16 protein-coding genes are annotated in these 24,808 nt (G+C 49.9%); 10 read left to right on the forward strand and 6 right to left on the reverse strand.

The window, feature by feature from the left end:
- Positions 1-31 precede the first annotated feature (31 nt).
- The 10 genes from ACO05Z_RS00805 (at position 32) to ACO05Z_RS00850 (ending at position 18,681) form a co-directional block, all read left to right on the forward strand.
- Positions 32-1,954: a hypothetical protein gene (locus ACO05Z_RS00805; RefSeq protein WP_421899398.1), complete on the forward strand. Its 1,923-nt coding sequence runs from the start codon at positions 32-34 to the stop codon at positions 1,952-1,954.
- Positions 1,955-2,046: 92 nt separating this feature from the next.
- Positions 2,047-3,684 (forward strand): peptidase domain-containing ABC transporter, encoded by a 1,638-nt coding sequence (locus tag ACO05Z_RS00810; RefSeq protein WP_421899400.1) that lies wholly within the window; start codon positions 2,047-2,049, stop codon positions 3,682-3,684.
- Positions 3,684-4,202 (forward strand): bacteriohemerythrin, encoded by a 519-nt coding sequence (locus ACO05Z_RS00815; protein WP_421899402.1) that lies wholly within the window; start codon positions 3,684-3,686, stop codon positions 4,200-4,202. The genes ACO05Z_RS00810 and ACO05Z_RS00815 overlap by 1 nt, the downstream gene beginning before the upstream one ends.
- Positions 4,195-6,312, forward strand: coding sequence for a peptidase domain-containing ABC transporter (locus ACO05Z_RS00820; RefSeq protein ID WP_421899404.1), 2,118 nt, complete (start codon positions 4,195-4,197; stop codon positions 6,310-6,312). Before ACO05Z_RS00815 ends, ACO05Z_RS00820 begins: the two co-directional genes overlap by 8 nt.
- Positions 6,313-6,338: 26 nt before the next feature.
- Positions 6,339-7,676 carry an HlyD family type I secretion periplasmic adaptor subunit gene (locus ACO05Z_RS00825; protein ID WP_421899406.1) on the forward strand — a complete coding sequence of 446 codons (1,338 nt, stop codon included), beginning with the start codon at positions 6,339-6,341 and terminating at the stop codon, positions 7,674-7,676.
- 313 nt (positions 7,677-7,989) lie between these two features.
- Positions 7,990-10,065, forward strand: coding sequence for a hypothetical protein (locus ACO05Z_RS00830; protein ID WP_421899408.1), 2,076 nt, complete (start codon positions 7,990-7,992; stop codon positions 10,063-10,065).
- Positions 10,066-10,079: 14 nt separating this feature from the next.
- Entirely contained in the window at positions 10,080-12,197 is a 2,118-nt protein-coding gene (locus ACO05Z_RS00835; RefSeq protein WP_421899410.1) for a CsgG/HfaB family protein, read from the forward strand.
- 2 nt (positions 12,198-12,199) lie between these two features.
- Complete coding sequence (locus tag ACO05Z_RS00840) at positions 12,200-16,126, forward strand: hypothetical protein (RefSeq protein WP_421899412.1); 3,927 nt, start codon at positions 12,200-12,202, stop codon at positions 16,124-16,126.
- Positions 16,123-17,523 carry a hypothetical protein gene (locus tag ACO05Z_RS00845; RefSeq protein WP_421899414.1) on the forward strand — a complete coding sequence of 467 codons (1,401 nt, stop codon included), beginning with the start codon at positions 16,123-16,125 and terminating at the stop codon, positions 17,521-17,523. Before ACO05Z_RS00840 ends, ACO05Z_RS00845 begins: the two co-directional genes overlap by 4 nt.
- A 12-nt stretch (positions 17,524-17,535) precedes the next feature.
- Positions 17,536-18,681, forward strand: coding sequence for a hypothetical protein (locus tag ACO05Z_RS00850; RefSeq protein ID WP_421899416.1), 1,146 nt, complete (start codon positions 17,536-17,538; stop codon positions 18,679-18,681).
- Positions 18,682-18,707: 26 nt separating this feature from the next.
- On the opposite strand, the gene ACO05Z_RS00855 is transcribed toward ACO05Z_RS00850, so the two are convergent.
- From ACO05Z_RS00855 to ACO05Z_RS00880, 6 genes are all read right to left on the reverse strand, one after another.
- On the reverse strand, positions 18,708-19,235 hold the full coding sequence (locus ACO05Z_RS00855; RefSeq protein ID WP_421899418.1) for a TonB family protein: 528 nt from the start codon (positions 19,233-19,235) through the stop codon (positions 18,708-18,710).
- On the reverse strand, positions 19,232-19,666 hold the full coding sequence (locus ACO05Z_RS00860) for an ExbD/TolR family protein (RefSeq protein ID WP_421899419.1): 435 nt from the start codon (positions 19,664-19,666) through the stop codon (positions 19,232-19,234). Before ACO05Z_RS00860 ends, ACO05Z_RS00855 begins: the two co-directional genes overlap by 4 nt.
- 12 nt (positions 19,667-19,678) lie before the next feature.
- Positions 19,679-20,269 carry a MotA/TolQ/ExbB proton channel family protein gene (locus tag ACO05Z_RS00865; RefSeq protein ID WP_421899421.1) on the reverse strand — a complete coding sequence of 197 codons (591 nt, stop codon included), beginning with the start codon at positions 20,267-20,269 and terminating at the stop codon, positions 19,679-19,681.
- Positions 20,266-22,092 carry a GTP-binding protein gene (locus ACO05Z_RS00870; RefSeq protein WP_421899424.1) on the reverse strand — a complete coding sequence of 609 codons (1,827 nt, stop codon included), beginning with the start codon at positions 22,090-22,092 and terminating at the stop codon, positions 20,266-20,268. Before ACO05Z_RS00870 ends, ACO05Z_RS00865 begins: the two co-directional genes overlap by 4 nt.
- A gap of 71 nt (positions 22,093-22,163) precedes the next feature.
- Positions 22,164-23,333 (reverse strand): MBL fold metallo-hydrolase, encoded by a 1,170-nt coding sequence (locus tag ACO05Z_RS00875; protein ID WP_421899426.1) that lies wholly within the window; start codon positions 23,331-23,333, stop codon positions 22,164-22,166.
- Between the two features lie 24 nt (positions 23,334-23,357).
- The gene (locus ACO05Z_RS00880; protein ID WP_421899429.1) at positions 23,358-24,761 is read right to left on the reverse strand and encodes a hypothetical protein; all 1,404 of its coding nucleotides are present in this window, start codon (positions 24,759-24,761) and stop codon (positions 23,358-23,360) included.
- Positions 24,762-24,808 lie beyond the last annotated feature (47 nt).

A 24,808-nucleotide genomic window follows, 5' to 3' on the forward strand; every position in this document is an offset into this window, starting at 1 on the left:
GGACAAAATTTATTTATTCGCGGGGATTCTCATGGCTGAAGATAAGAAAATTAATCAGGAACAGCAGGAATTAGATGAGCTTACTGTCTTGCAGGATGCAGAGAAGGAAGATTTGTCTGCAGAAGAACATGCAAGAGTAGATGGTGTAGAGGAAACATCTTCTGAGCAATCTGATCTTGCCGGTACTGTCTTGCCCGGTGGTGTGGTAGATGAGGATGCTGTTTCCGATGAAATTCCTGTTGATTCGCCGGAAGTAAATTTAGGAGCAGAGGGTGTTGTTGAGTCTGGTGATCTCGAATCTCCTGATAGCGATATAAGTGCAGTTGAAGATGGCGGAGTAGTGACTGAACTTCAGGTAGAACCATCTGGAATCGAAACTGACGATTTGGTTCGAGAAGAAATTCTGGAAGCAGGAGATTTTGAAGTTGGAACTCAGGAAGTCGAGGTCGATTTGGAACCAAATGTTGAACCTGTCGTCGAAACTTCTGAGCAGGTCGAATCATCCGTTGTGGAAGGATCCGTGGAAGAACCTGTCGCCGAGTCCGTAGAGCCTGAGGTTACTCCCGAACCTGAAGTAGTCGAGGAAGTTATCGAATCTCCGGTTGAACCTTCCGAACCCGTAGCGGCTGAAGATGTTGCGGAAGAACCCGTTGCTGAGGCCGCAGAGCCTGAGGTTACTCCCGAACCTGAAGTAGTCGAGGATGTTCCCGAATCTCCCGCCGAAGCTTCCGAACCCGCGGCAGCAGAAGAAGTTGTGGAAGAATCTGTCGCCGAGGTTGTGGAGCCTGAGGCTGTTCCCGAACCTGAAGTAGCAGAGGAAGTTCCCGAATCTCCCGAACCCGCAGCAGCTGAAGATGTAGTGGAAGAACCTGTCGCCGAGTCCGTAGAGCCTGAGGCTGCTCCCGAACCTGAAGTAGTCGAGGAAGTCCCCGAATCTCCCGCCGAAGCTTCCGAACCCGCGGCAGCAGAAGAAGTTGTGGAAGAACCCGTTGCTGAGGCCGCAGAGCCTGAGGTTACTCCCGAACCTGAAGTAGTCGAGGAAGTCATCGAATCTCCGGTTGAACCTTCCGAACCCGTAGCGGCTGAAGATGTTGCGGAAGAACCTGTCGCCGAGTCCGTAGAGCCTGAGGCTGCTCCCGAACCTGAAGTAGTCGAGGAAGTCCCCGAATCTCCCGCCGAAGCTTCCGAACCCGCGGCAGCAGAAGAAGTTGTGGAAGAATCTGTCGCCGAGGTTGTGGAGCCTGAGGCTGTTCTCGAACCTGAAGTAGCAGAGGAAGTTCCCGAATCTCCCGAACCCGCAGCAGCTGAAGAAGTAGTGAAAGAACCCGTTGCTGAGGCCGCAGAGCCTGAGGTTACTCCCGAACCTGAAGTAGTCGAGGAAGTCATCGAATCTCCGGTTGAACCTTCCGAACCCGTAGCGGCTGAAGATGTTGCGGAAGAACCTGTCGCCGAGTCCGTAGAGCCTGAGGCTGCTCCCGAATCCGTAACGGTTGAATCTCTTGTTTCTGACGAAGACGAAGATGACGACCGTGACGACCGCGATGACGATGACCGCGGAGATTCTGAAGGCGGAGGCGGTCGTGGAAACCAGTGGGGTCGTGTTGCGGAAGGCCCTGATCAGGGACGTGGAGGAGATCAGGATGGTGAATTATCTGATGGCGAAGGCGGAAGCGATGATGCACTTGAAATTGATTTCTTCCTCATGGATAGCGATGGCGGAGATTCCGGTTCCAGTTGGACGGAACTAACTGAAGGAGAAGACAATTTATCTGGAACTGGCACTGCTGACTATGGTAACGGTTGGACCGAAGAAGTTGAATCCGATGATGAAGGTCGTGGAAAGGGCCGTGGTAAAAAGGGCGGCGATGATGACGGGGACTCTTTTGAAGGTTCCGATAATCTTGATGCCTTTGAAAATGAAGCGGAGGACTTTCCTGACCAGTCAGATTGGTAGTTCTGATACTCACGTAGAACCTGACTCTGAATTAAGGGAACTTGCTTATGGATTTATCGTACTTCAAAAAGCAGAGAGGATTTTTCAGTGACTTGAAAACTCTCCCTGCCTTCATGCGTAGCTCGTTCGACTTGTTTCTGGCCTCCATTTGCATCAATGTACTCGGCCTTGCCCTGCCTATTGTACTTATGCAGGTTTATGACCGCATCGTGCCGACAAGGGCGACCTCGACCTTGCTCTGGCTGGTAGCCGGATTCTTGGTGGCTTTGCTTCTGGAAACTATTTTAAGGCTTAGTCGTTCGACCATAACCAATTGGATGTCAGCCCGTTTTGAGCACAGCATTGCCCATTCTTGTGTGGCTCGTTGGATTAATTGCGTACTGGATGATTTTGAAAAAGATGGAGCCGGAGTTCATCTCGACCGTTTGCGGGCGGTGAATACGTTGCGCTCTTTTTATGCCGGGCAGGCCTTCCAGCTTATGCTCGATCTACCCTTTGCCTTTATCTTTCTTGCTGTTGCTGGATTTTTGGGTGGCTGGCAGGTCGCAGCCTACCTTGCCGGGGTTGCAGCTCTTTTCCTTTTTACCATTACATTTATCCGTCGCAGATACAGCCGCAGCAGGCTCAAGCAGAAGACTCAGGCAGATCGCAGGTACAATTTTTTGGTGGAAGCTCTCAGCGGAATTCATGCTGTTAAGGCTCTTACTCTCGAAGAGTCCATGCTCCGACGTCATGAACGGCTTGAAGCGGACGCAGCCCGGCTTGATTATGATGTTATTTTTGTCGGCAATCTCCCGGTAAACTTAGGGAACCTATTTTCCCAGATAAATTTGTTCGGTGTGCTTTTTATTGGCGGAACACTGGCAATTTCCGGGCAGATTACTCTTGGTAGCCTTGCCGGGTGTACGCTTTTGAGTGGACGTTTTTTTCAGCCTTTCCGTGCCTTGGCTACGTTCTGGGTTCGCCATGCGGATATTGAGATCGCCAAAGATCAGATTAAAAGTATTGTTGATCTCCGTGAAGAATCAGATTCTGAAAAATCATGCCTGCCCGCTGAAATCAAGGGCAAGATTGTTTTGAATAAGGTTTTGTATTCCCATGAAAATGACGGCGAAGAAATTTTCAGAGAATTTAACATGCTGGTTCAAAATGGCGAAATGGTCTGCATCAAGACTGAAAGCAGCAGAAGTCCGACTCTCCTGTTGAATATGATTTATGGGGTAATCAAGCCTGATAATGGTCAGGTCTTCATTGACGGACATGATTTAAGTGAATTTTGCCATTCCGATTATCAAGGACGAATGGAGTATCTTCCGCAGCAGGGTACACTTTTCAATGGTACTATTTTCGATAATCTTACCCTTTTCAATCCGGCTAACAGGCAGCTTGCATTGGATGCCGCTGCTCTTTTGCAGCTTGATTCCGTTCTCTCCGAATTGCCTCTTGGCTATGAAACAAAAGTTGGAAACAGGCTTTATGAGTTTCTCCCCTCTGGAGTTGTGCAGCGGATCTGTCTGGCACGGGCATTGACAGTCCGGCCCCGTATTCTGCTCTTGGACAGGGTTAATGAGGCTATGGATCAGGATAGCGAACAACTTTTCTTCTGGTTGATGAGCAAGTTGAAAGGGAATTGTACGATAGTCATGGTTACGTCCAACCCGGTTCTGCATTCAATGGCTGATTCGGTTTATTCAATTGTCGGCGGAAGACTCAGACAGGAGAGCGTGTAATGATAGAAGTACAGGCAGAGAAGAAAGCTGTTTGGGAACTGGCCTGGAAACGCTGGATGCTCCAATCTGCCCGTTGCTGGGAGGATATGTCCGGGATCATCCAACCTATCGGAATTGATATTGTTGATGAGGAGCACATGCTTTTCACCAAGTATGCTCTTGATCTCAACCTGATCATCCGGGCTTTGAATGATCGCGAAGCTTCTTTTGAAGATCTGCATAAGGGGGATGAAATTTTCCAGAGGCTTTTGGATTATGCCGAAATCCATTTTGATCATGATCTTGAGATAATGAAGGAAATCAATACGCCGTTGCTGAAGGCTCATCTTGAACAGCACGATATCTTCATGAAAATGATCAACGGATACTACGATGAGTTCAAGCGGGGGAGGTTGCATATTGTCGGTGGGTTGAAGCTTTCAATTCTGGACTGGTGGGTGAACCATATCAACGGGATTGATTACCAGACATTTGTGGTCAGGAACAATAAAGCCGCAAATGGGGGTGAAAATGACTAAAGCAGTTTCAGCTCCATTTATGATTTCCGGTGGGCTTGGTGTCTGCATTCCTCCACTTCTGGATGCTCTCGGCTGGAGGGGGAGTGATGTCCATCTTTTGGAAGCCATGCCCCATTTTCATGATCATATTAATCTTTCCGATTTGCTTAACGTCATGGCTAACCTCAAGTTTGGCAGCAGCTCTATTGAGGTGAAATTGAATAGCCTTGATCGCCGTACTTTGCCGTGCCTCTTTATTGATGAGCAAGGCAGGGGACTGGTCCTGACCAAGAGTGATGGCAAGAATTTATTAGTGTTTGATGGTGAGAAGGAGAATTACCGGGAGCTTGTTCCCGACTCCCGCTCCGGGACAGCTTTCTTTTTTGATCAGGTTGATGTCCGGGGCCATTCCCTGCATCGCAAGCAGGGCCAGTGGTTCAGAAAGGTCATGGATCGATTCGGCAAAACCATGCGCCATGGTTTGCTTATTTCATTCCTGCTCAGCGTTCTGACCCTGATCATGCCGCTTTTCATTATGACCATTTATGACCAGATGCCCTTCTTCGAAAACAATACGACTCTTGCTTACATTGTTATCGGGGTGATGGTTTTTATCCTCAGTGACTTCGGCTTGCGGATAATTCGCTCCGGTATGATGAGTTTTATCGGGGCACGATTGGGTAATATCGTTGGTAATGAAGTTTTTAGACGCATTCTGTATCTGCCGCCGTCTTTTACAGAATCGGCTTCAATCGGTTCGCAGGCGTCACGAATCAAAGACTTTGATTCGGTGCGGGATTTCTTTTCCGGGCAGGCTTTTACTTCTTTGCTGGAGATGCCTTTTATCCTGCTGCTTTTACTTGTCATGTGGGTTCTCGGCGGCCCGGTGGTATTTGTGCCTTTGGCTGCAATGATTGGCTTTGCTGTTCTGGCGGCGATCTATATGCCCTTGGTCAAAAGAGCCAATGTGGCAGTGGCTAAAAGCGGTGCTGTCCGGCAGGAGCTGGTCATGGAAATTCTGACTAAAATCAGAGCCATCAAACTTACCAGCACACCGGGAATCTGGGAGAAGCGTTATCGTCAGCTCTCTGCTGAGTGTGCGGCAGAAACATACCGGGCATCGCAACTTGCTTCCCAGATCAATATACTCACCAATTCATTGATCATGGCTGCCGGGGTTTCCACCATGGCTGTTTCCGTGAACGGTGTTCTTGCAGGAAGTATGACCATGGGGGGACTGGTGGCCTCCATGATTCTGGTCTGGCGGATTCTGGCTCCATTGCGCTCAGCCTTTGTGGTCATGTTGCAGGTGGAGCGGATCAATAAAAGTGTGAAGCAGGTTGATAGGCTGATGGATTTGGATATTGAACAACATTCCGAGTCTCTGCTGATGTTCAATCGCAAGATGCGGGGGTATGTTGATTTTTCCCAAGTTTCAATCAGGTATGCCAGCGATGCTCATCCCGCACTCTTGGGTGTCAGCTTTAAGGTTAACCATGGGGAAGTGCTGGCAATCGCGGGCCATGACGGGGCCGGGAAATCAACAATTCTGAAACTGATGATGGGGCTTTATCGTCCTCAGGCGGGAAGGATCGCTTTGAATAGAACCAGCATTCGCCAGATGGACCCGCTTCTGTTGCGGCGAACCATAGGTTATTCCCCGCAGGAACCGCAGTTTTTTTATGGAACAATTTCCCAGAATTTGCGGCTCGCTAATCCTGTGGCGACAGATGCTCAGCTGGAAAGTGCTTGTAGGGCAGCCGGAGTGCTTGAAGTGGTTGAAGCTTTGCCCAATGGCTTCAGTACTAGAATCGGCGATTACAGAATGAAACAGATGTCTCAAAAATTTCTTAGGAAATTGAATTTGAGTCGGGCATTGCTGAAGCGTTCTCCTCTGTTTCTTTTTGATGAAGTGCTTGAAAGGCCTTCATCGGAAGAAAGTGAATTTTTTATTAAGTTGATTAATTCCAAGAGAAAGAAAAGCTCAATCATCGTTGTGACCAACCAGTGCCACTATTTGCAGGCTGCAGATAAAATTTTGTGGATGGAAAAGGGCAGGGTCAAACTTTTCGGTCCTACTGAAGATGTGCTGCCGAAACTTCCTGATGAATATAAATCCTGTTTGTACTGATTTAACTTCAAGTAAAGGGTACTGCCATGAGTTCTGAAAATAGAAAGGTTCGCACCAGCAAGAAAAATTCGTTGCATTTATCGCAGGCATTGCTCCTTGAAGAAACAGGAGTGCCGCAGCTAGTCCGTTATGTCATTATTACCCTTACTCTTGTCATTGCGGGGTTCGTCGCTTGGGCCTCTGTGACCCGCATTGATGAGGTCTCGGTATGTTCCGGTAAGATTATTCCTTCCGGGCATATTAAACGGGTGCAGAGTGAGGATGGTGGGATAGTTTCGGACATTCTTATTCGCGATGGACAGGCCGTGAAAAGAGGGCAGGATCTTATTACAATGGACCCCACGGTTTCCGTTTCTAACCTTGATCAGCATTTGGTAAGGCAGGCCTCCCTTGATCTGCGCAAAGAGAGGTTGGCTGCTTTAATTGACGGACGAAAGCCTGATTACTCCAAAATTGATGAGCGCTACAAAGAGCTGGCAAGCCAGCAACGCCGCCTTCATTCCCAGAAAATAGAATCCATGAAGGCTTCGCGGGCAATTCTCAATAACCAGATCAAGCAGTATGAAGCAGAATTAAAAGAGCTCAGCAACAGGGAGAAAACCCTTCGTCAGCAGTATGCTTTACTTAAGGAAGAATATGAATCCTACGAAGGATTGTTTGAAAAACAGCTGGTGGGTAAGAGCGAATATTTCAGCGTGAAACGCCATTTTTTGCAAGTTCAGGAAAATCTGCATCAAATTCCGGTGCGCCGGATTCAAGTTGGGGAAAAGCTGACTGAAAGCAAGAACAGGCTGGTCAAACTTAAAGAGGAAGCTCTGGAAAGTTGGATGTCCGAACTCGCCATTGTTGAGGCGGAAGCTTCAGAAATACATGAAATTATCAAGAGATTTGAGATGGATGTTTTTCAGTTGTCTGTGAAGGCTCCTGAAGATGGCGTTGTGCATAATTTACAGATCAACTCTCCGGGTGAGGTGGTAAAGCCCGGTGAAACGATTCTTGAACTGGTCCCGGTCGGCAAGGAGCTCATTGCCGAAGTCCGTATCTCTTCACGGGATGTGGGACATATTAAAATTGGGCAGGTGGTGACTGTAAAATTCACTGCTTACGATTTTGCCCGCTATGGTGGAATCAAAGGCAAGCTGACTGACATTTCACCAACGACAATAGTGGGTGAGAAAGGCAGTGTTTATTACGAAGGGACTGTAGTAATGGACCAGAGCTATCTTGAAAAAGATGCGCAGAAACTGCAAGTGCTTCCGGGCATGACTGTCATGGCGGATATCAGGACCGGTGAGAAGACTTTGATCGGGTATTTTATGAAACCTATTTACCTTTCCCTGCAGCAGTCTTTTAGGGAGCGTTAGGGTGATTATGAGCTTTTATTCTGCGGAACTTTCATTTCTAAAAATCTGCACACACTTTGTAGTTTATCTCAAAGAGCATGAGACTCTGCAGTTCTCGTGGTTGAACCCAGATGGAGGTTAAGTCTTCTGGACTTCTTTGGCTCTATATGCTTTATAAATAAGTATCAAAAAAGCCTAAGAACAGCTGTTGAGTGCCATTTGCTCCCGTAGATATTATTAATATTAACCGGGGGCTTTGCGTCGTTCTGGGCATTTGGTGAAAGTACTACAACCAATGACTTTAACAAGCTGCCATTATATGGAGTCCTCCATCATGCCCAATTTGTGTAGATCGTGTGTTTTTTTATTGCTCCTGCTTTTTGTAACTATCCCGGCCCATGCATTTGAAAACGTGAAATTCAAGGCTTCCCTACCTACCGGAACTCCTGAACCCGTGGACATTGCCATTGACCGTGACGGTGAAATGTTCGTGGTCGACAGGAAAGAAGGTCAGATCGTTGTTTTTGATTCAAAGGGACATCTGAAAAACAGGTTTGCTGAATCCGGCCGTGATGACGGAGAACTGCGCAGTCCCAGCTCCATAGCCATCAGTCCGGAAGGGTATGTGGTCGTGGCAGATACAGGAAATGATCGTATTGCTGTTTTTGCTCAGGACGGCAGCTTTAAGAAGAATTTCGGGGAAGCCAGCTCTAAACCGGGCCAACTCAATAACCCCGTTGCCGTGGCTATAGACAAATTTGGATTTGTCTATGTTGCTGAAGAGGGCACTAAGCGGGTGCAGGTGTTTTCCTCCCGCGGTATTTTTCTCTGGGCTATTCAGCTTCCGGAAAAACCCAAAGATATCGCTTTAGATCCAGCCCGCAATATTTATGTTCTCGTGCCCAAGGTGGGCAAGGTCTTCATTTTCGATCCCAAGGGTAAGGAAATAGGCAGTGTTGCCTGTACTGCCAATGGTGATGATTTCGGTGAGGATGCCATCGGGCTGTCAGTTGATAAACGCGGTGATATTTATATTTCCGAAGACGAAGACCAGAGTGTTAAGAAATTTGATAAGACTGGGCGGTTGTTGATTTCCTTCGGTTCGGAAGGGGAAGGACGGGGACAGTTTGACGATCCTGCCGGACTGGCCTGTATTAATAGTGAAACCGTATTTGTCGCTGATACCGGTAACGAGCGTATCCAGTCTTTCAACATCAGCGGCAGTAGTAAAAAGGAAATGGTTCCGGTCACAGTTTCCCCGCCCATGATTGTCTTTGAGAAAGAAATTCTCAGCGGAGAAGATATTACAGCTCTCCACGTTACTCCGGAAAAAAAGCTCTATGCCGTGAACTCCAAAGAGGGGCAGATTCATTTGCGTGGCAGTGCCGACAGTATCACTTGGGGGGATTCCGGCAATGATCCCGGTGAATTCCGTAAGCCTCAAGGGCTGGCTGTTGCCAAATCCGGTAATGTATATGTTGCAGATACCGGCAACAATCGCATTCAGTTGCTTAACCCTAACGGCAGTTTTAATTACAAGTTCGGTAAGAAGGGCGACAAGACTGGGCTGTTCAAAACTCCTTCGGATGTTGCCGTCAACTCCAAAGGTCTGATTTATGTGGCTGACACCGATAACCACCGGGTGGAAATATTTAACCCGGATACCATGTTTCTGGCTTCCTTTGGTCTTGAAACAGAGGATTCCAAAAATCCTGCCGGTGGCAGTTTCGACAAACCTACCGACCTCGCCCTTGATAGTGCGGACAATGTCTATGTTTTGGACTTCAAAAACAACCGCATCCAGCTTTTTGATTCCGACGGCATGTTCAAACGCGTAATTGGCAGCCCCGGCAGCGGACTCGGGCAGTTTGATGAGCCCCTTTCCATTGATACTGACGAGAAAGATTATCTGTACGTGGCCGACTCTAAAAACAGCCGCATCCAAATATTCGATAATGACGGAAATCTGGTGCTGGCCTTTGGTTCGCCCGGTGAAGGCATCGGCCGTTTCAAGAAGATGACTGCCGTAGCAGCGGGAAAGGGTAAAGTGTATGTTGCTGATGAGGATTCCGAAAAGATTCAGGTCTTCAGCTTTCACCCCAAAGGCATAGTAAAAAAGGACCGCACTTATGCCACTAACATTGCCTATCCTATTCCGGGGATGAACGGTGATGCAGGACATAAGGCCACTGCGGAAAATGCCAAGCAGATGGCGGTGAAGGAGCTTGCTGTGAAATATAAGGTTTCTCCGGCTCATATGACTAAATACATTGAAGTTGAGGATGAAGAAGTTCTGTCCGACGGCAGAGTCAAGGTCACTATAAGTGCACCTAAGAAGATTCCGGCGGAAAAGAGGGTTGCTCCCAAACCTAAGAAAATCAAAGAAGCACCTAAATATCAGTTGCAGTAGAGAGGAATTAAACCATGCGTAAGTTTTTGATTATTACCCTGCTGCTTCCAGCATTGCTCTTCAGCTTGGCGGGCTGCAAGAAATCCACGCAGGGCCATACTTTTATGCAGGCAGGGTCCTATGACAAGGCTGTGGAGTATTTTGAAACCGCCTTGCAGTCCGACCCCGGTAACAAACAGTTGGTTGCAGATCTTACTAAGGCCAAAGGTTTTGCCGCTGCCGAGCACTATGCAGCCGGGCAGTCCCTTGAGCAACAGAACAACCTTGCCGGGGCCTTGTTTGAATATGGACGGGCTTTGAAATTACAACCGGATAACATGGATTATGCCCGCAAATACGGGGAGGTAAGTCAGAAGCATTCCGGTATATCAGCCAAGGCTGATGAGGCCATAGAAATGGGCCGGACCACCAATGATTGGGTGGGGGCTCTGACTTCCTTGGAGAGCTTGCGTCCGTATGCCCAGACACTGCCCGATCTGGATGACCGTATCAGTGCGCTCAAGCATGAAGCAGCTATTTACTATGACTCTCAGGCTGATGCAGCTGTTGATAATGCCAGCTATCAGTCTGCTGTAGATTTCAGCGGGCAGGCCCTGAAGATGCAGCCACTGCCTGTTTACGAGAAAAAGAGTCTGGCTTTGCATCATCTGTTACTTTCCAATCAGGCCCTGCAGCAGAGGAATTACCGCAAGGCTTATGATGAAATTATTAATGGTTTGAGCTTTACCCCGGAGAACCAGCGCCTTCTGGCTTATAAGGAAAAGCTTGAGTCCCAGTGGGCAGATTTGCTCTACAATGAATCCATAAATGCTTACAATGAAGGGCGTTTAGCCAAGGCCAATGCCGGACTTAGCCAGATTTCGCGCATGAAACCGGGCTACCTCAATGTGGAAGAAATGTTGACGGAGATCCGTGAAACCCTGGCTGCTGAATACTATGCGGAAGCCATGGCGATCATGGATGAAGGGGATAAATCCAAGGCTGGAACTGCCCTTGCCAATTTGTTGCTGGTCCGGGAACAGGGCTTACCGCAGTATTGGGATATTGATGAGAAAATCCGGGAAGCCAAGAGACAGCTTTTTCAGGAAACAGAGCTGCGTATCTCTTTTGATGTTGATAATGAATCCGCAGAACCCGGAGCTTCCGGTTATGTAAAAGACAGGCTGCTGGCTCGGCTCAAGGATTCCAATCTGAAAAATGTACGTCTTCTTGAACGCTCCACTATGGATGAAATTTTGCGCGAGCAGGGACTTGGACAGGGATTTCTTGATGAATCGACCGCCTTGCAGGTTAAGAAAATCAAGGGTGTGCAGGCCGGAATTAAGGGCAGTATTATCAAGGTTACTGCTGTGGAATCCGGTCGGGAAAGACCTTCCTACGGCTCCAGCAAGTATGTCAGCGGGACCCGCATGGTTCCCAACCCTGAATACCAGAAAGTTCAGATGGAATTACAGCGGGCCCAGAATGAGGTTATGATGGCTCAGTCCAAGGTTAACAGTGCCCAGATGGGGCAGGCTCAGGCCCCTGTGGGTGGGGGGCTTGCCGGGGCCATGATTGCGCTGGGGTCCAGCATGGAGGTTGCCGGGGCGCAGAATCAGTTGAATGATGCGCAGGCCGAGCTTAATGCTGCCCAGAACAGGATGGCGAATACGCCTATGCAGTTGCAGGAAGATATTGAATCCGATTACCGTTACGAAATATATGATTTGAGGATGGAAGGTGAGGCGGTGATGAGTTTTCGGGTTATCGACTATACCACCTCCGAAATCGGAAATGTGCACACCATTCGTAAGACTGATGTGCAGACAGACCGCTACATTCCCGGTGACCCCGGTAAGAATGTGCCGACTGACCCCAATGATCTGCCCACCAAGGAAAACTTCAAGAAAGAATTACTTGGCGAGGCCATTGATGAAGCTTTCCTTGCCCTGCGTGAAGAGCTCGGCCACCATGCCATTGCTAATTATGAGGCCGGCAAGCTGGCTGAAGAGCGCGGTCTTCCCGATGAGGCGGTTGAGGCTTACATCCGTTTTATCTATTCCGCCCCGGATCTCGGTGATCCCAGAGTCCAACACGCTAACCGCTATATCTATGACAATATCGGCTTGCTGGTTGTGAAAAGCGGAGGCTGATCATGCGTAAATTTTGCATCGCCATTTTGATTGCCAGTCTGTTCTGCCTGCCTTTTCCGGCAGGTGCGGCTTCGGTTGATATTCAGGCGGTGCAGAGTGAATTGAGTTCCCTGCGCGCTCTCCTGCAACAACTTGAGGGAGAGCGCGCTGATTTATTGCGTACTTTGAATGCCATTGAATCTCCTGCGCCGGAACAGCAGGCAACGGAACAGACTCCGCAGGAGATCGCGGAACTGCCTGCGGACCAGAAGCTTGAAGTCGGTGCGGCTTACAAGCAGCAGGGCCTTATCGATGACGGCAGTGCCAAAGAACGTCAGGACGTTCTGGAAGAAATCGCTACTTTTGAAGAAGTCTATAGCGGGCCTGAAAATTGGGACATCCGTGACGGACTTGATCTGGAACGTTTAAACCTTGCCGATCAACTGCATAATCCTGAGGATGTGAAGGCCCTAAAGGATAGAGTTTCCGAGGAAGTAGGCGGCCTGAAGGATGAGATTGAGCAGGCCAAGGCCGAGGGTAATGATTTCAAGGCCAATGTTCTGCAGGAACAGTTGGAGATCAAGGAACAGGTCATTGGTGAGCTGGCGCTGACCCAAAAGAAGAAGGAGTTTGCCCAGAAACCGCCGGAAGAGCAGTCCGTTGAGCTGGAAGAATTGCGTGACGAGGAACGGGACACCCATAAACACCTGGTGCAGGCAAACGGCAAACTTCAGGAGTTGGAAAAGCTGGTAGCTGGAGCGGATAATGCATGGCTGGGTTTGGGCAGCCCTTCTCAGGAACAGCTTGATGAGTTGAAAAAACAGCGCGACAAAGTAGCCGCACTGGAAAAAGATTTCGAAGAGACTCAGAAGGAAATGCTGGTTAAGGCCGGTTCAGTCGGTCCGGACAGCAGCCCGGAGGCTATTGAAGCTGCTAATGATGTTTTTGACCATGCTTCCAAAAGGGTCACAGCCCAGCTTCTGACTGTGCAGGGACAGGAGCAGTCCCTTGGGGTGGAAGAAGAGCAGCGTAATCAGGATACCGCCAAGGCCGCCTTTGATGCTGCCGTGAACAATTATCCCAGTAAGGCCGTAGCCATAGCCGCCAAAGGGAACATGGAAAATGAGGTCGGAAAGCAATCATTGTCCCGCAATGAAGACAAGTTGCTGAGTATGACCGAGGCTTTGAAAAAAGGTGCGGCTGAGCGGCAGCAGACTCTGGATGAAAAGACCCAGCAGGTGCGTCAGGACTTTGCTTCCGGCAAGATTGATGAAAAACAGGCCGGGGACTCTTTGCTGAACATTGCCGACCAGTCCCGCAAAAACGAGGCACTGGTGGCTAAGGCCAATCTTGTTGAAGAGAGCAGGATCGGCAATAGCCGCATAGAAGAGACTAAGGGTGTTTTTACCCAGACCAAAGCTACTTGGAATGAGGAAACCCATGGCACCAAGACCGGTACCACATATAAGGGCTACAACCTTGTCTCCTCCATGATGGGCGATGCAGCCAATGCCGTGGTGGATACGTATTCGGATGTGACCGGAGGTGCCGGAGCCAGCAGTAGTACCATGCGGGCCAATCAGCATAAAGAGCAGGCCAATGATAACACTCTGTCCGCTATCCGGGCTGTGGATGGATATGCCAACCTTTCCGCGCAGGATAAGGAGGCAATTCTCAAGCATGAGCTTTACGGTAACCCTCTTGGTAAAGAAACACAGAAAGTCTATGACAATCTCGACAAAAATTATCTTTCGCCAAAGGGCAGCAAAAGTCTCGACCTGATCAGTGCCGGACCTCCTCCGGCTTCCCCGCGCGACAAGACAGCCCTTTCCCTGGCCAAGGCTGAGCGCGATTTAAAGAACGACATTAAAGATACTAAAACCATACTGACTACCGAATACGACATGATGCTCGGGCTGGAACAGCAGCGTTTGAGCGTTAACCCCGCCACTTGGGCCTCGCGGGCTTTGACTTCTCATGAAAAAGACAAGGCCATGCGTTTGCTGGAGGATAAGGAAAAGGAACTGAACAGGATTCAGTACCTGTGTGAAGATTACAAAGAAGGACTTGAAGATAAAGGCGAGCTCAAGAAGTTCATGCGTACCAACAGCCACGGGCTTGAGCTGGCAGCGCAGCTTGAAAAGGAGAACGCCAAAATCAGAATCGCAGCCATTGATGCCAAGCTTGCCACTGGAAATCTAAATGATCGTGATGCCCTTTGGAAGGAGCGTGAAAAAATAAGCTCCACTAGCGGGAAGCGTGTGGCTTCCTATCTGGACCAGAGTGCTCATCTGCAGGCCGAGAACCATGTTGTCAAGGGTGAGTATGAAGCTGCAAATGCTATTTACGCAGAACAGGCCGAGCGCAATCCCCAGAAAAGTTCTTTATACAAAGGGCTGATCAAAACCAACCGTGAGTATCAGGTTGATCGCAAGGTCAATGAAATGAGTGCTTCGCTGGTGCAGCAGGTCGGTACTGATGCGGTCATGTATGTTGCTACCGGGGGAGCCGGAAAAGGAGCTACAACTGGACAGCAGTTGAAGGCTGCAAGGGGGGCTTTCAACCCTGCCAGCGGGGTTAATGGTATTCTTTCCAATGCCCAGTCGCAGGTCATGACTGAAGTCATTGTCCAGAAGACAGGCATGGACCGTAAGACAGTAAGTGAAATGATGATGCTTGGCGGTATTGCCAAGAAGAAGGCCATTGGCGCGGAAAAGGCTTACCGGACTGCTTCCAAAAAGGCTAAAGCATCTTTTGATACGGCTTGGACCCCGGCGGCAGATAAGCGCAGTAAGGGGTTTGTAAAACGGCTCCAGAAAAAAGCGCAGCAGCAAAAGGGCAAGCAGGCCATGGCTGCCAAAGAGGCTACTGTTCGGGCCACTAAAAAGGTAAGTCAGAAAGCACAGGCCCGTGCCGATGCCAAAGGGCGCGAGGCCAATAATCTTCCCCATATTCAGAAATTACGTAATTCCATATCCGGCGGCAAAAATCCCAAGGCGGACAAGAAGGTTGTCCTTGAATTACAGCGTGATACTCGCAAAATGCGTGATCTTAAAGGGTTGAAAGGGAAAGACGCCAAAAAACTCCAGGACGCTTTCAATAAGACGCTGCATGAAGAAATTTACAACCCCATGTACCGCCAGACCCGCAAGTTTATCCAGAAGCAGCCGGGATTCAAGGGAATGGAAATTGTGGCGGTATCAAAGAGGACTCCGGGGGTTAAAAATAGTGCCATCAATACTGACAACGATATTAACTTCGTTGCCGTAAACAAAAAGACCGGGGAGCAGATGGAAGTTCCCAAGGAACTTTACCGCAAGGTTATTTCCCGTTCTTTTACTGAACTGAGCGGGGTGCCCAAGCCTTCCAATTGGAAAGTCATGAGTGCAGCAGAGAAACAGCGGTTTGCCGACAATAATTTTGAGAAGCATGGCCAGAAGGCTATGGACGGTTATGATCCCGAAGCCTGTGATGATTACCGCTCCTACAAGCTGAATAAAAAGGGCAAGCGGGTGAAAGTCACCCCGCGGGCAGAGCAGGTCAAAAAGATGCTCAACCCTGCTGAGTTGCGCAAATGGCAGAAGCAGAATCCAGGTGGTCAGAATAAGGTCCTGCTTAACAATCCGGGCCAGATGGGTGAGATGTATTTCTTCAAGCCCAATGAGGAATTGAACCGGGGCAACCGCAGTGAAGCTCTTGCGCAGGCCAGCAAGGGGGCCTCCATGCTGCTGGCAGTCCGGGAAAGCTACCGTTTGCAGGGAGTAAAAAATCTGCACAAGCTCGACCCCAAGTTTATGCAGGTTGTCCAGCTGCTGAAAAAGCAGACCGGAGCCAGCGGATCTGATCCACGGAAGGTTGAAGCTGAAGTCAGAAAGCTCGGTTTCAGGGACCTTAGGACTGCTTTTTCCCGTCTTGAGTCCGAATTCGGGGCCTTGGGAGATGCACGATGAGAAACTTATTTATAATACTTTTCCTGAGCTTCACTCTTGTGTGCAGTTCCACTTCGGCAGCAGCGTCCACCAACACCGATGCTGTCAGGGCTGCCCTGCAAAAGATCGAAACGGATATTTCGCGTATTAAAGGACGCATCGCCCAGCTTGAAGCCATGCTTTCTACTCCTCCTCCGCAACCGGAGCAGAAACAGGAAGAAAGTAAACCGTCCTTTGATGGCTTGGAGCAGGATGACAGCGACCTTGAAGCCGCTCTGGATGATTTCGGTGAGGAAGGTTCTACTTTTCAGGATCTTGAAGCCAAGGACAAAGAGGAAGGTTTCAATCCGGCCCAGACTCAGGGGCTGACTCAGGGGTTTACCTCTGCCGAGGATACATTTCAGCAGGGCCAACAGGGTTCCGGTATGAATGTGGGATCGGCCCCGCAGGATGGTGGTTTTGATCTTTCCGAATATCTGCAAAACGAGCGGGCCAACGATGCCCAGAGCGAACTTACCAAGCAACAGGCCCTAGATCAGGCCAATCTTGCAGAGCAGGGCAAGTGGGATGAAGCCTTGAAACGAGCCGAGGATTCCCGTTTGCAGCAGGAGCAGATGGCTAACCAGAAGACCGAACAGCTCAAGGCCGAGGCTGCCCAGCAGCTTGCTGAATGGAAGGAGCAGGTTAAGGACGGGGCCATGAGTGATACTGAGTTTGAGCAGAAAATGCACGACATGCAGATGGAGCACGAGCAGGCCCTGGCTGAAGCTGAAGAGCAACGGGATGAGGCTATTATGAATGCATTGCTGACCCAACAGACAGATCCCGGTAACCAGGATAGCGGCAGTTCATATTCTCCTTACCTGCCGCTGCCGACCCCGGAATGGATGAAGCCGGGATATGATCCTTTCAAGCCTAAGGAACAGCCTCTTCCGGCGGGTGCCCAGAAGATGAATCCGGTCACAGTCTCGGTAAGCCCAACAACCATGTATATCTGGGACCATGGCAGCGAGGATGGTGATAAAATTTCCATCTTCCTGAACGGCAGGACTGTCCGGGGGAGTGCTACTATCGGCAATTCAAAAACTTCAGTCCAGCTTATGCTGCGACAGGGGCCAAATCAGGTATTGATCAAGGCCCTGAATGAAGGGACCAGTTCGCCGAACACTGCTGCAATCAAAGTCATGAACGTTGTCGAAGGTAATCCGGAGCAGTCATATAATCTGCTCACAGGTAAGACCGCAGCCATGACTGTTACCTATGACCCCAGTCGTGGCGGGGGAATGAAATTACTGCCGGGGCGCTCGACCAAACCCAGAATGCTCCCCAATCATATTAAGGAAATTCACAAAACCGGATTTAAACCGATCTCAAAAAGATATCTTGATCCCAAAAAAATAAAAATAATTAACAAATAGATAAGGATTCATATGCGTAAGTTTTATTGCCCTTTCATTTTTGTGCTCTCTGTTCTCGTTTTGTTTCCGCTTTGCGCCAATGCCGCCAGTTACACCGGAAACGGTATGGGGGTGATCATTGAAGGGGACCGTGCTTCCGCCCTGAATCTGGCAACCAAATCGGCATACAAGAAGGCCGTTTCAAAGGCCATGGAATCCAAGATCCCCATCGGTTCATCAGGGCGTATGGCTTATGGACGCAAGAAACCTCTTCTCTTTAAAGGTCCCTTGCCTTTTGTGAAGGGGCAAAGGATGGTTTCTCAGCAGGTGGAAGGCAAGGTGCTCCGGGTGACATTGGCGGTGGATGTTGATGAGAACAAGTTACAGCGTTTCTTGGGGCAGCAGGGTTTCCTTGCTGAACAGGCCAAGCAGGCCAAGAAGATGTCTTTACCCACAGTTATGGTTCTGGTGGTGGAAGAAATGAATGGGGCTCAGAATCCGTTTCCCTTTGTTTCCAGCCAGATTACTTCCAAGCTTATGGAAGACGGCTATGACGTGTTGGACCAGACTTTAGTTCAGAAAGCTGCGGCCCATGATCAGGCGGTGCAGGGCGTTTTGCGCGGAAACCCAAGGGCGGCTCAGGCAGTGGCTTTGCAATACGGGGCCGGACTGCTGATTACCGGGCGGGCCATCGGTTCTGCCAGCGGTATGAAGGCCGGAGGAATGCAGGCTTACGGGGCGGATGTAGTCCTGCAGGCTTTGCAGGCGGACACCGGACGGATTCTGGCAACCGGGCAGGGCAGCGGCAGCTATCCGCATATCAATGCCGTCACTGGACAGCGCAAGGCTATCGGCGAGGCTGCGGGGAAAGCTTTCAAGCGGCTCATGAAAGGCATGGATAAGCGTATGGCGTCTACCGAGGAAACCATGACCGTCACAGTCAGCAATGTGAACTACAAGCAGTTGACCGTGCTCAAGAAGATCATGGGCAAAAAATTTAAGTCAATTTCCAAGCTCCGCCAGCGTAGTTTTGCGGGCAATGTCGCCAAGCTTGATGTTACTCTGGCTGGCGCACCCGAAGCATTTGTGGACGAAGTTGCATTGGCAAAATTCGGCAAATTCAGACTGGAAGTGCTCAGCGTATCTCCGCAGAAGGCTGACTTTGTTTTAAAGAAATGATTTGGTGGAATGGATTAAATCTTAACCTACATATTGCGTTGATATTTTACGGTAATGCACAGGGTGAAGGACTGTCCCCGGAGTATCCGGGGCCGTTTGGCTACAGCGCTTGCCGCGGCCACGGCTTTGCCTGCGGCCACGTCCAGAAGGGGAATACCTGAGGAACGAACAAGCCTGATATTGGAAAAGGTATCGTCCGGGCGGATATGAAAGGAATACATTACGTTGCCGATAAATCCGGAGAAGTCTCCATTTCCCGGAAGGAATTTACGTTGCTCCACCGCTTCACGAACCTGTACCAGATAACGTTTTCTTGCCAGCCGTTCTAATTTCCGGGCCTGCTCTTCAGCCTGCTTTTCGTCGGCGCTGTCTGCAACTTGTTGCCCGAGGGCAGTTTTAGCGGATGAACTGACCGGAGGGATGTCGAAATTTAAGGGTATTGTTATCTGTTTGTTGCCCGGTTCCGGCTCAGAAATCCATTCAAAATTAACCAGCCAGAGATGGATTAGGATTGAGACCGCAATACAGGAGCATGTCAGCTGGCGCGAAGTCATCGGGGGAGCTCGTTGACATCATCTTTTTTGTCCGAAGTAACGATGACCAGATTGCTGAATCCTTCGTTGCGCACTGTATCGACAATGCGGATAAAGTTTTCCACCCGGGCCTGAGGAACGGATTTGAGCAGGATGTTTTTCGGCTGCATTGCTGAGGGCTTTCTTGCAACAGCGCGTAATTCGTGAGCCAGTTCATGGATAGTTACGGGCTGCATATTGCACAGGATTTTTCCGTTGTCTTTCAGCTCAATTTCCATTGATTTCCCGGAAACCGGTTTTGAGGTTTCGGCCGGGGGCAGGTCCATGTTCATGCCTTTTGCTGTGTATACAGTTGAGACCACGAAGAATATCAAGAGGATGAAAACAACATCCAGTAGGGGAGTCAGGTCCGGGCTGGCCGGTTTGGGGGAGTGGTTGGTGAAAGAAATCATGGCGGCAAGGCTCTAGTCTTCTTGAATTTCCAGCAATATATTAGCGGTATGCTGCATGGCGTATGCAGCCTTTTCATGTTGGCGGCAGAACCAGCGATGAGCGATAAGGGCCGGGATTGCCACGCTCAGTCCGGCGGCGGTGGTTAGCAGGGCCTGCCAGATGCCCCCGGCAAGCATTGTAATATCCACATTTCCTGAGGCGGATAGCTTTGAGAAAGCCTTGATCATGCCGAGGACAGTTCCCAGAAGCCCGATGAGCGGAGCGGCAGTGGCAACTGTTGCCAGAAAATCAAGTCGGCGGTTGAGGGAAAAGAGGATTTCTTCCCCGGCTAATTGAACTTCGTGCTTTTTATCCTTTTCCGGCAACGGGCTGAACAGCGCTTCGAATACCTTCAGGTAGAGGGGGGAGCTTTCTTCGACTAAATGCAGAATTTCGCCGTTCTTTTGCTGGCGGGCCAGAACCATTATTTCGCTTAGCCGTTCAGCCTTGGGGAATCTATTGGTGCTGAAGACAAGAAAGCGTTCACCCATAACTGCTAATGAAGCAATTGAAAGAATAAAGAGCGGCCACATGATGAGGCCGCCCTGTTGTAGAATATTCATGAGTAATTCCGTTCAAGTTGTTCCAGAATTTCGAGTTCCATGTCCCGCCCAATAGCGACAAGAAATCCGTCATCGTTGAAATCTCCGCTGAAGCTGGAGAACTCGTATCTTCCTGATACGTACTGCACCACTTCAGGGTCATCGCTTCCGGAAACATTTACAATTCCCTTGAGCCGGAAGACCTCATTGGGGAGTGAGGTCATAAGGTGATGAAGATCTTCACGGCTCAAGGGTTTGTTGAAGGCAAAACGACGGGAGGTGAATCCTTCCATGGCGTGCGTATGCTGGGGAGGTGTCAGGGGACAAAGCGAAATCCCTCCGAAGTGGTGTGTTCGGGGGTCCGAATCATATATGTTTCCGGGATTTATCGCACTGTTAATGGTATTAACCAGCAAGGCACGTTTATTCAGAGTGGTAAGGAGTTTTGCCAGAGATTCCTGTTCTTCCTGTGAGACAAGGTCACATTTATTGAGAATTATTACGTCGGCAGCCTTTACCTGATTGCGGGCTATATCACTGTCCGCAAGCAGCTGAGGGCCGTTTTCAGCATCCACCAGTGTGGTCACTGAATCCAGTCGCACCAGCGGGCGCAGGGTTTCTATTTCATTGAGAATATTAAAGGGGTTGGCCAGCCCGGTTGTCTCAAGGACAATTACCTTGGGGTTGAAGCGCGCTTTGAGCTGTTCAATACCCTTGGACAGGTTTCCGGCCAATGTGCAGCAGACACAGCCTTCATCCAGTTCAACAATGGAGTCGTCACCTTCCAGAAGCTTGCCGTCGACCCCGGTTTGACCGATTTCATTTTGGATAATGGCAACCAGTTCATCCCGTGAAGCATGGTATTCCAGAAGCTGGTTTAGGAAGGTGGTCTTTCCTGCACCCAGAAAACCGCTAAGCACAATAAGGCTGGGGCGTTTATCAAAGGCGTAATTGTGGTTCCCTTTAACTTCCATGGCGGCGAGGTCGTGGGTTTCCCAGAAGAGAGCTTCGCCAACAGGAGCTGGTAGATCGGCTCTGGTCTCGGTATTGCCTTGTGCGCAGAACTCTGGGAGTTGCGGGAACGCGAGACTAGTGGCTGCCCCGCGCTCCCCCCAATTGAGAGCATCGTTGATGGTAGTAGCTTCATGGCTGCTCGGAAATTTATTGCCCATGGAATCATAGATAGTGGCCTTGCCCGGAGTTTCCTTTCTGTAAAATCCGCTGGGAGGGACTTCAAGGCTGTTTGATATTGCTGCTGCAAGCACAAGCAGAAAGTCCATGGCTATAGCGTGAGCAGGGATGTTTTCTTCAATTTCGCCGGGATTAATAATCCACTGCCCGTCCTGAGTTGCAATGCCGTCCTGTGAGATACTCACTTTGGTCTGTTCAGCTGAAAATTTGAGAGTAAAAGCTTTTTCACCTTTATTCAGCCCGGTAAGCACAGTTGCGATGCGGAAGGGCGCAGCCCAGTCCTCATCGGATGAAAATCGGCGGATGGATTCAATGTAATCTTCCTGCACCACTGAAATATTGGCTGCCAGTGACATGGATTCCAGCAGGTCTTCGTTTTCTTCAGGAAAGTAATAAAGTCCCAAAGAAGCAAAGAATCCGTCATCGTTTGCATCTTCATTTTCAGTGCAAAGCCCGAATACCCCCGGACGGGTACGCAGTTTCATTGTCCACGCTTTTTCGCCTCGTGGGCATACTGCCATGCCTTTCCAGCCCAGCAGCCTTTTGAATTCATCATGCTGGCAGGCTACCAGCAGACAATTGACCAGCATATCCGGCATGTTGATCTGGTGGTTGCTACCCCGCCGGGGAGGGAGAATTGCGGAAAGGTTCATGGTAAGCACCCTTTATGGACTGCCCGGCCCGGAGGTCAGGGCCGGACAGTTTGGATATGGTTGTTCAGGCCTTAGCAGCCGAAGTTAATTTTATCGCCGTTGCCGAGGTAATCCTTGGAAGCGGAGCGGAAGCGCGCTGTGCCGCGGACAACCGGGTAGCCGGCTTCAATGAATTTCTTGGCAGTGAGGTGTCCGGTGCAGTGGTTGCAGCCGATACGCTCGAAGCCCCATTCCCCGAGAGAAATTACGAGGTCATCGTATTTGGGGTCCCAGTCCTCAAAGGGTGAGATGTGCAGGCCGCCGTAAATGCCGTAGAATTTGTCATTGTCATACTTCAGGTTGGCATAGGCAAAGTCTGCGAATTTAAGGATACCCTGATGGCAGCAACCGGAGATGAGTACCAGACCGTGACCTTTTACGTTGAAGGCCAGGGATGTCTCACCGAAAACACGGTTGATGATGGGTACGTCGAACTTGAGCAGGGCCATACCCGGAATAATCGGGGTGATGGGCTTGTCTGCTATCTTCAGGTCGCCTTTGTAACCGCAGTCCTTCACGTACTGGAGACCTTCTTCGTAGAAGCCGTCGTGCAGGTAAAGAGGAATACGGTTGTCATATTTCAGGGTTACAGGCAGGCCCCAGAAGTGGTCCCAGTGTTCATGGGAGATGAACAGGGCTTCGATTTGCTGTTCTTCGAGCATTTTATCAATGCCTTCACGCTTGAAGCTGTCATTCATCCATTCGAAGGACCATCCGGTATCCAGCAGGTATTTGTGCATGGTTCCGTCAAGCTCTTCCACTTCGATGAGGCAGGAGTATCCACCGGGGTTGTCCGGGTGCAGGGACAGTTTTTTCTGAATTTCCCATGCCTTTTCCAGATCGTGGGGCAGCAGGTCCTTGATGGAGCCGATACCTTCCTCGTAAGAACCTTGGGCTGAGCCTTTGCCATTGCCGAAGGGGGCCCAGTTGAGGGTGTACTGGTTAACCAGCAGGCCGCCTGCTTCATGGATATCTCCGATAAGGTGGGAGTTGTTGAACCAGCTTGTCTCGGAGATGTTGGTTACGCGAACACTGCGGCAGGCACCGAAGTCGTTCATTTTGCGCTCTGTTTTGGGAAGACGGTCATACGCCATGGGGGTGTATGAATACATGCCCATCCCGGCGATGGCACCGGCCACAAGACCTGTTGCCGCGCCTTTGACGAAGTCACGTCTGCTTATATTCTTTTTCTCATTGCTCATAATTTAGCTCCTTGTTCCGTGCGCTTACTTGATGATGCTGAAGTTTGCGCTTACCCAGGGCAGGATGTTGATGATGGCGAAGTAGAACAATACCCCAGCTGCAAGACCGACAAAGAGACCTTTAGCAATTCCGGGAGTCCATTTAACATCATTCGCGACCACTTCTTCCTTGACCTCTTCGAGCTCAGCTTCTGTTTTGGGAACAGCTTTCCAGCCCGGCCAGCCGTCCATGAACCATACGTTGATCAGGAAGATGTTGATCAGCCAGATCATGGGAATCATGGGGAACTGCTGGGGATGGGAGAATCCTTTCTGGGTTCCGAGGAACAGGTGGGAGGTCTTGTAGTAGACCACGTAGACCACAACAGCCATTACAGCGGTCAGCAGGGTACGGATGCACACGTTGACGGGACGGCTGAATTTGGTGGGCCAGTTGCCGCAGTAGAAGGTCAGGTACAGGCTGGGAACGAGCCAGAAAATAGCCATTTCACCAACGTGCAGCCAGCGCCAGTCAGGAGCCATGAGACGGCGGGTTCCGCGAATGGTTTCGCCCCAGACGAGGTCCTGTGCGTAGAACAGGAAGAAGCACAAAGCCAATGCTATACCGATGATACCGAAGAATGATGCGGTGCGGCGCAGTACGTCGTTTTTGATCAGGTTGAAGGGATAGCGTTCCCAGATACCTTCGTAGAGCCAGACAACAACGGTGCAGCACATAATCCATGCGATATGGAAGTTACCGGAAACTGTGTTGGCGAACTCTTCCCAATAGGGCGGGCAGATGGCAGTAAACTTCTGCCAGGGGTAGAAAAGAATGGCCATGTGGGAATGCATGGTCAGGAAGTAAACGATCATACTGAAGAAGAAGGTTACGAGCACAATGGTGATGCCTCGTGCCGGCTGCTTCAGTTTCTGCCACGGCGCATTTTCGCAGGCTACAACCCAGCTGGGGGAAAGCCATGATGCGATGGCCGCAAACATCATGATCGCTTCTGCCGCATATTCAATTGCGTAGAAGTCGGTCAGGCCCATTGCTTCAAGGCGTGCCGGGTTGAAGTAGGCAATACCGAAGTTACCGAGGATTTCAATGAAGAATCCCTTGATGAGCAAAAGCATAGCCGCAACACTGACCAGAGTCAGGACGGAACCTTTTACCAATGGGTGCGTTTTCTGGAGCCATGTTCGTTTGAACGGCCAGAAATCGAAAATGTATGCAAGCCAGATAAAGAGGATTAGCAACCAGCGGCAGACCATGTACCCGATGTAGGGGGTGTACATGCGCATGATGCCGCGGGGGTCCTGAAAAATCCACCATGTTAAATAAAAGAAAGCAAAAATGATAATCGTGTTGACTAAGGCCGGAATCGGTCCATTCCAGCGTTTCACCAACTTCCGACTCTCAAGGTAGCTGACACTACTGTTGTCCATGTGACTACTCCTTTGTGAGTACGCCGGGGGGATGATCAGTCCCCGTA

The sequence above is a fragment of the Maridesulfovibrio sp. genome, assembly GCF_965230075.1.
Taxonomy (GTDB): Bacteria; Desulfobacterota; Desulfovibrionia; order Desulfovibrionales; family Desulfovibrionaceae; genus Maridesulfovibrio.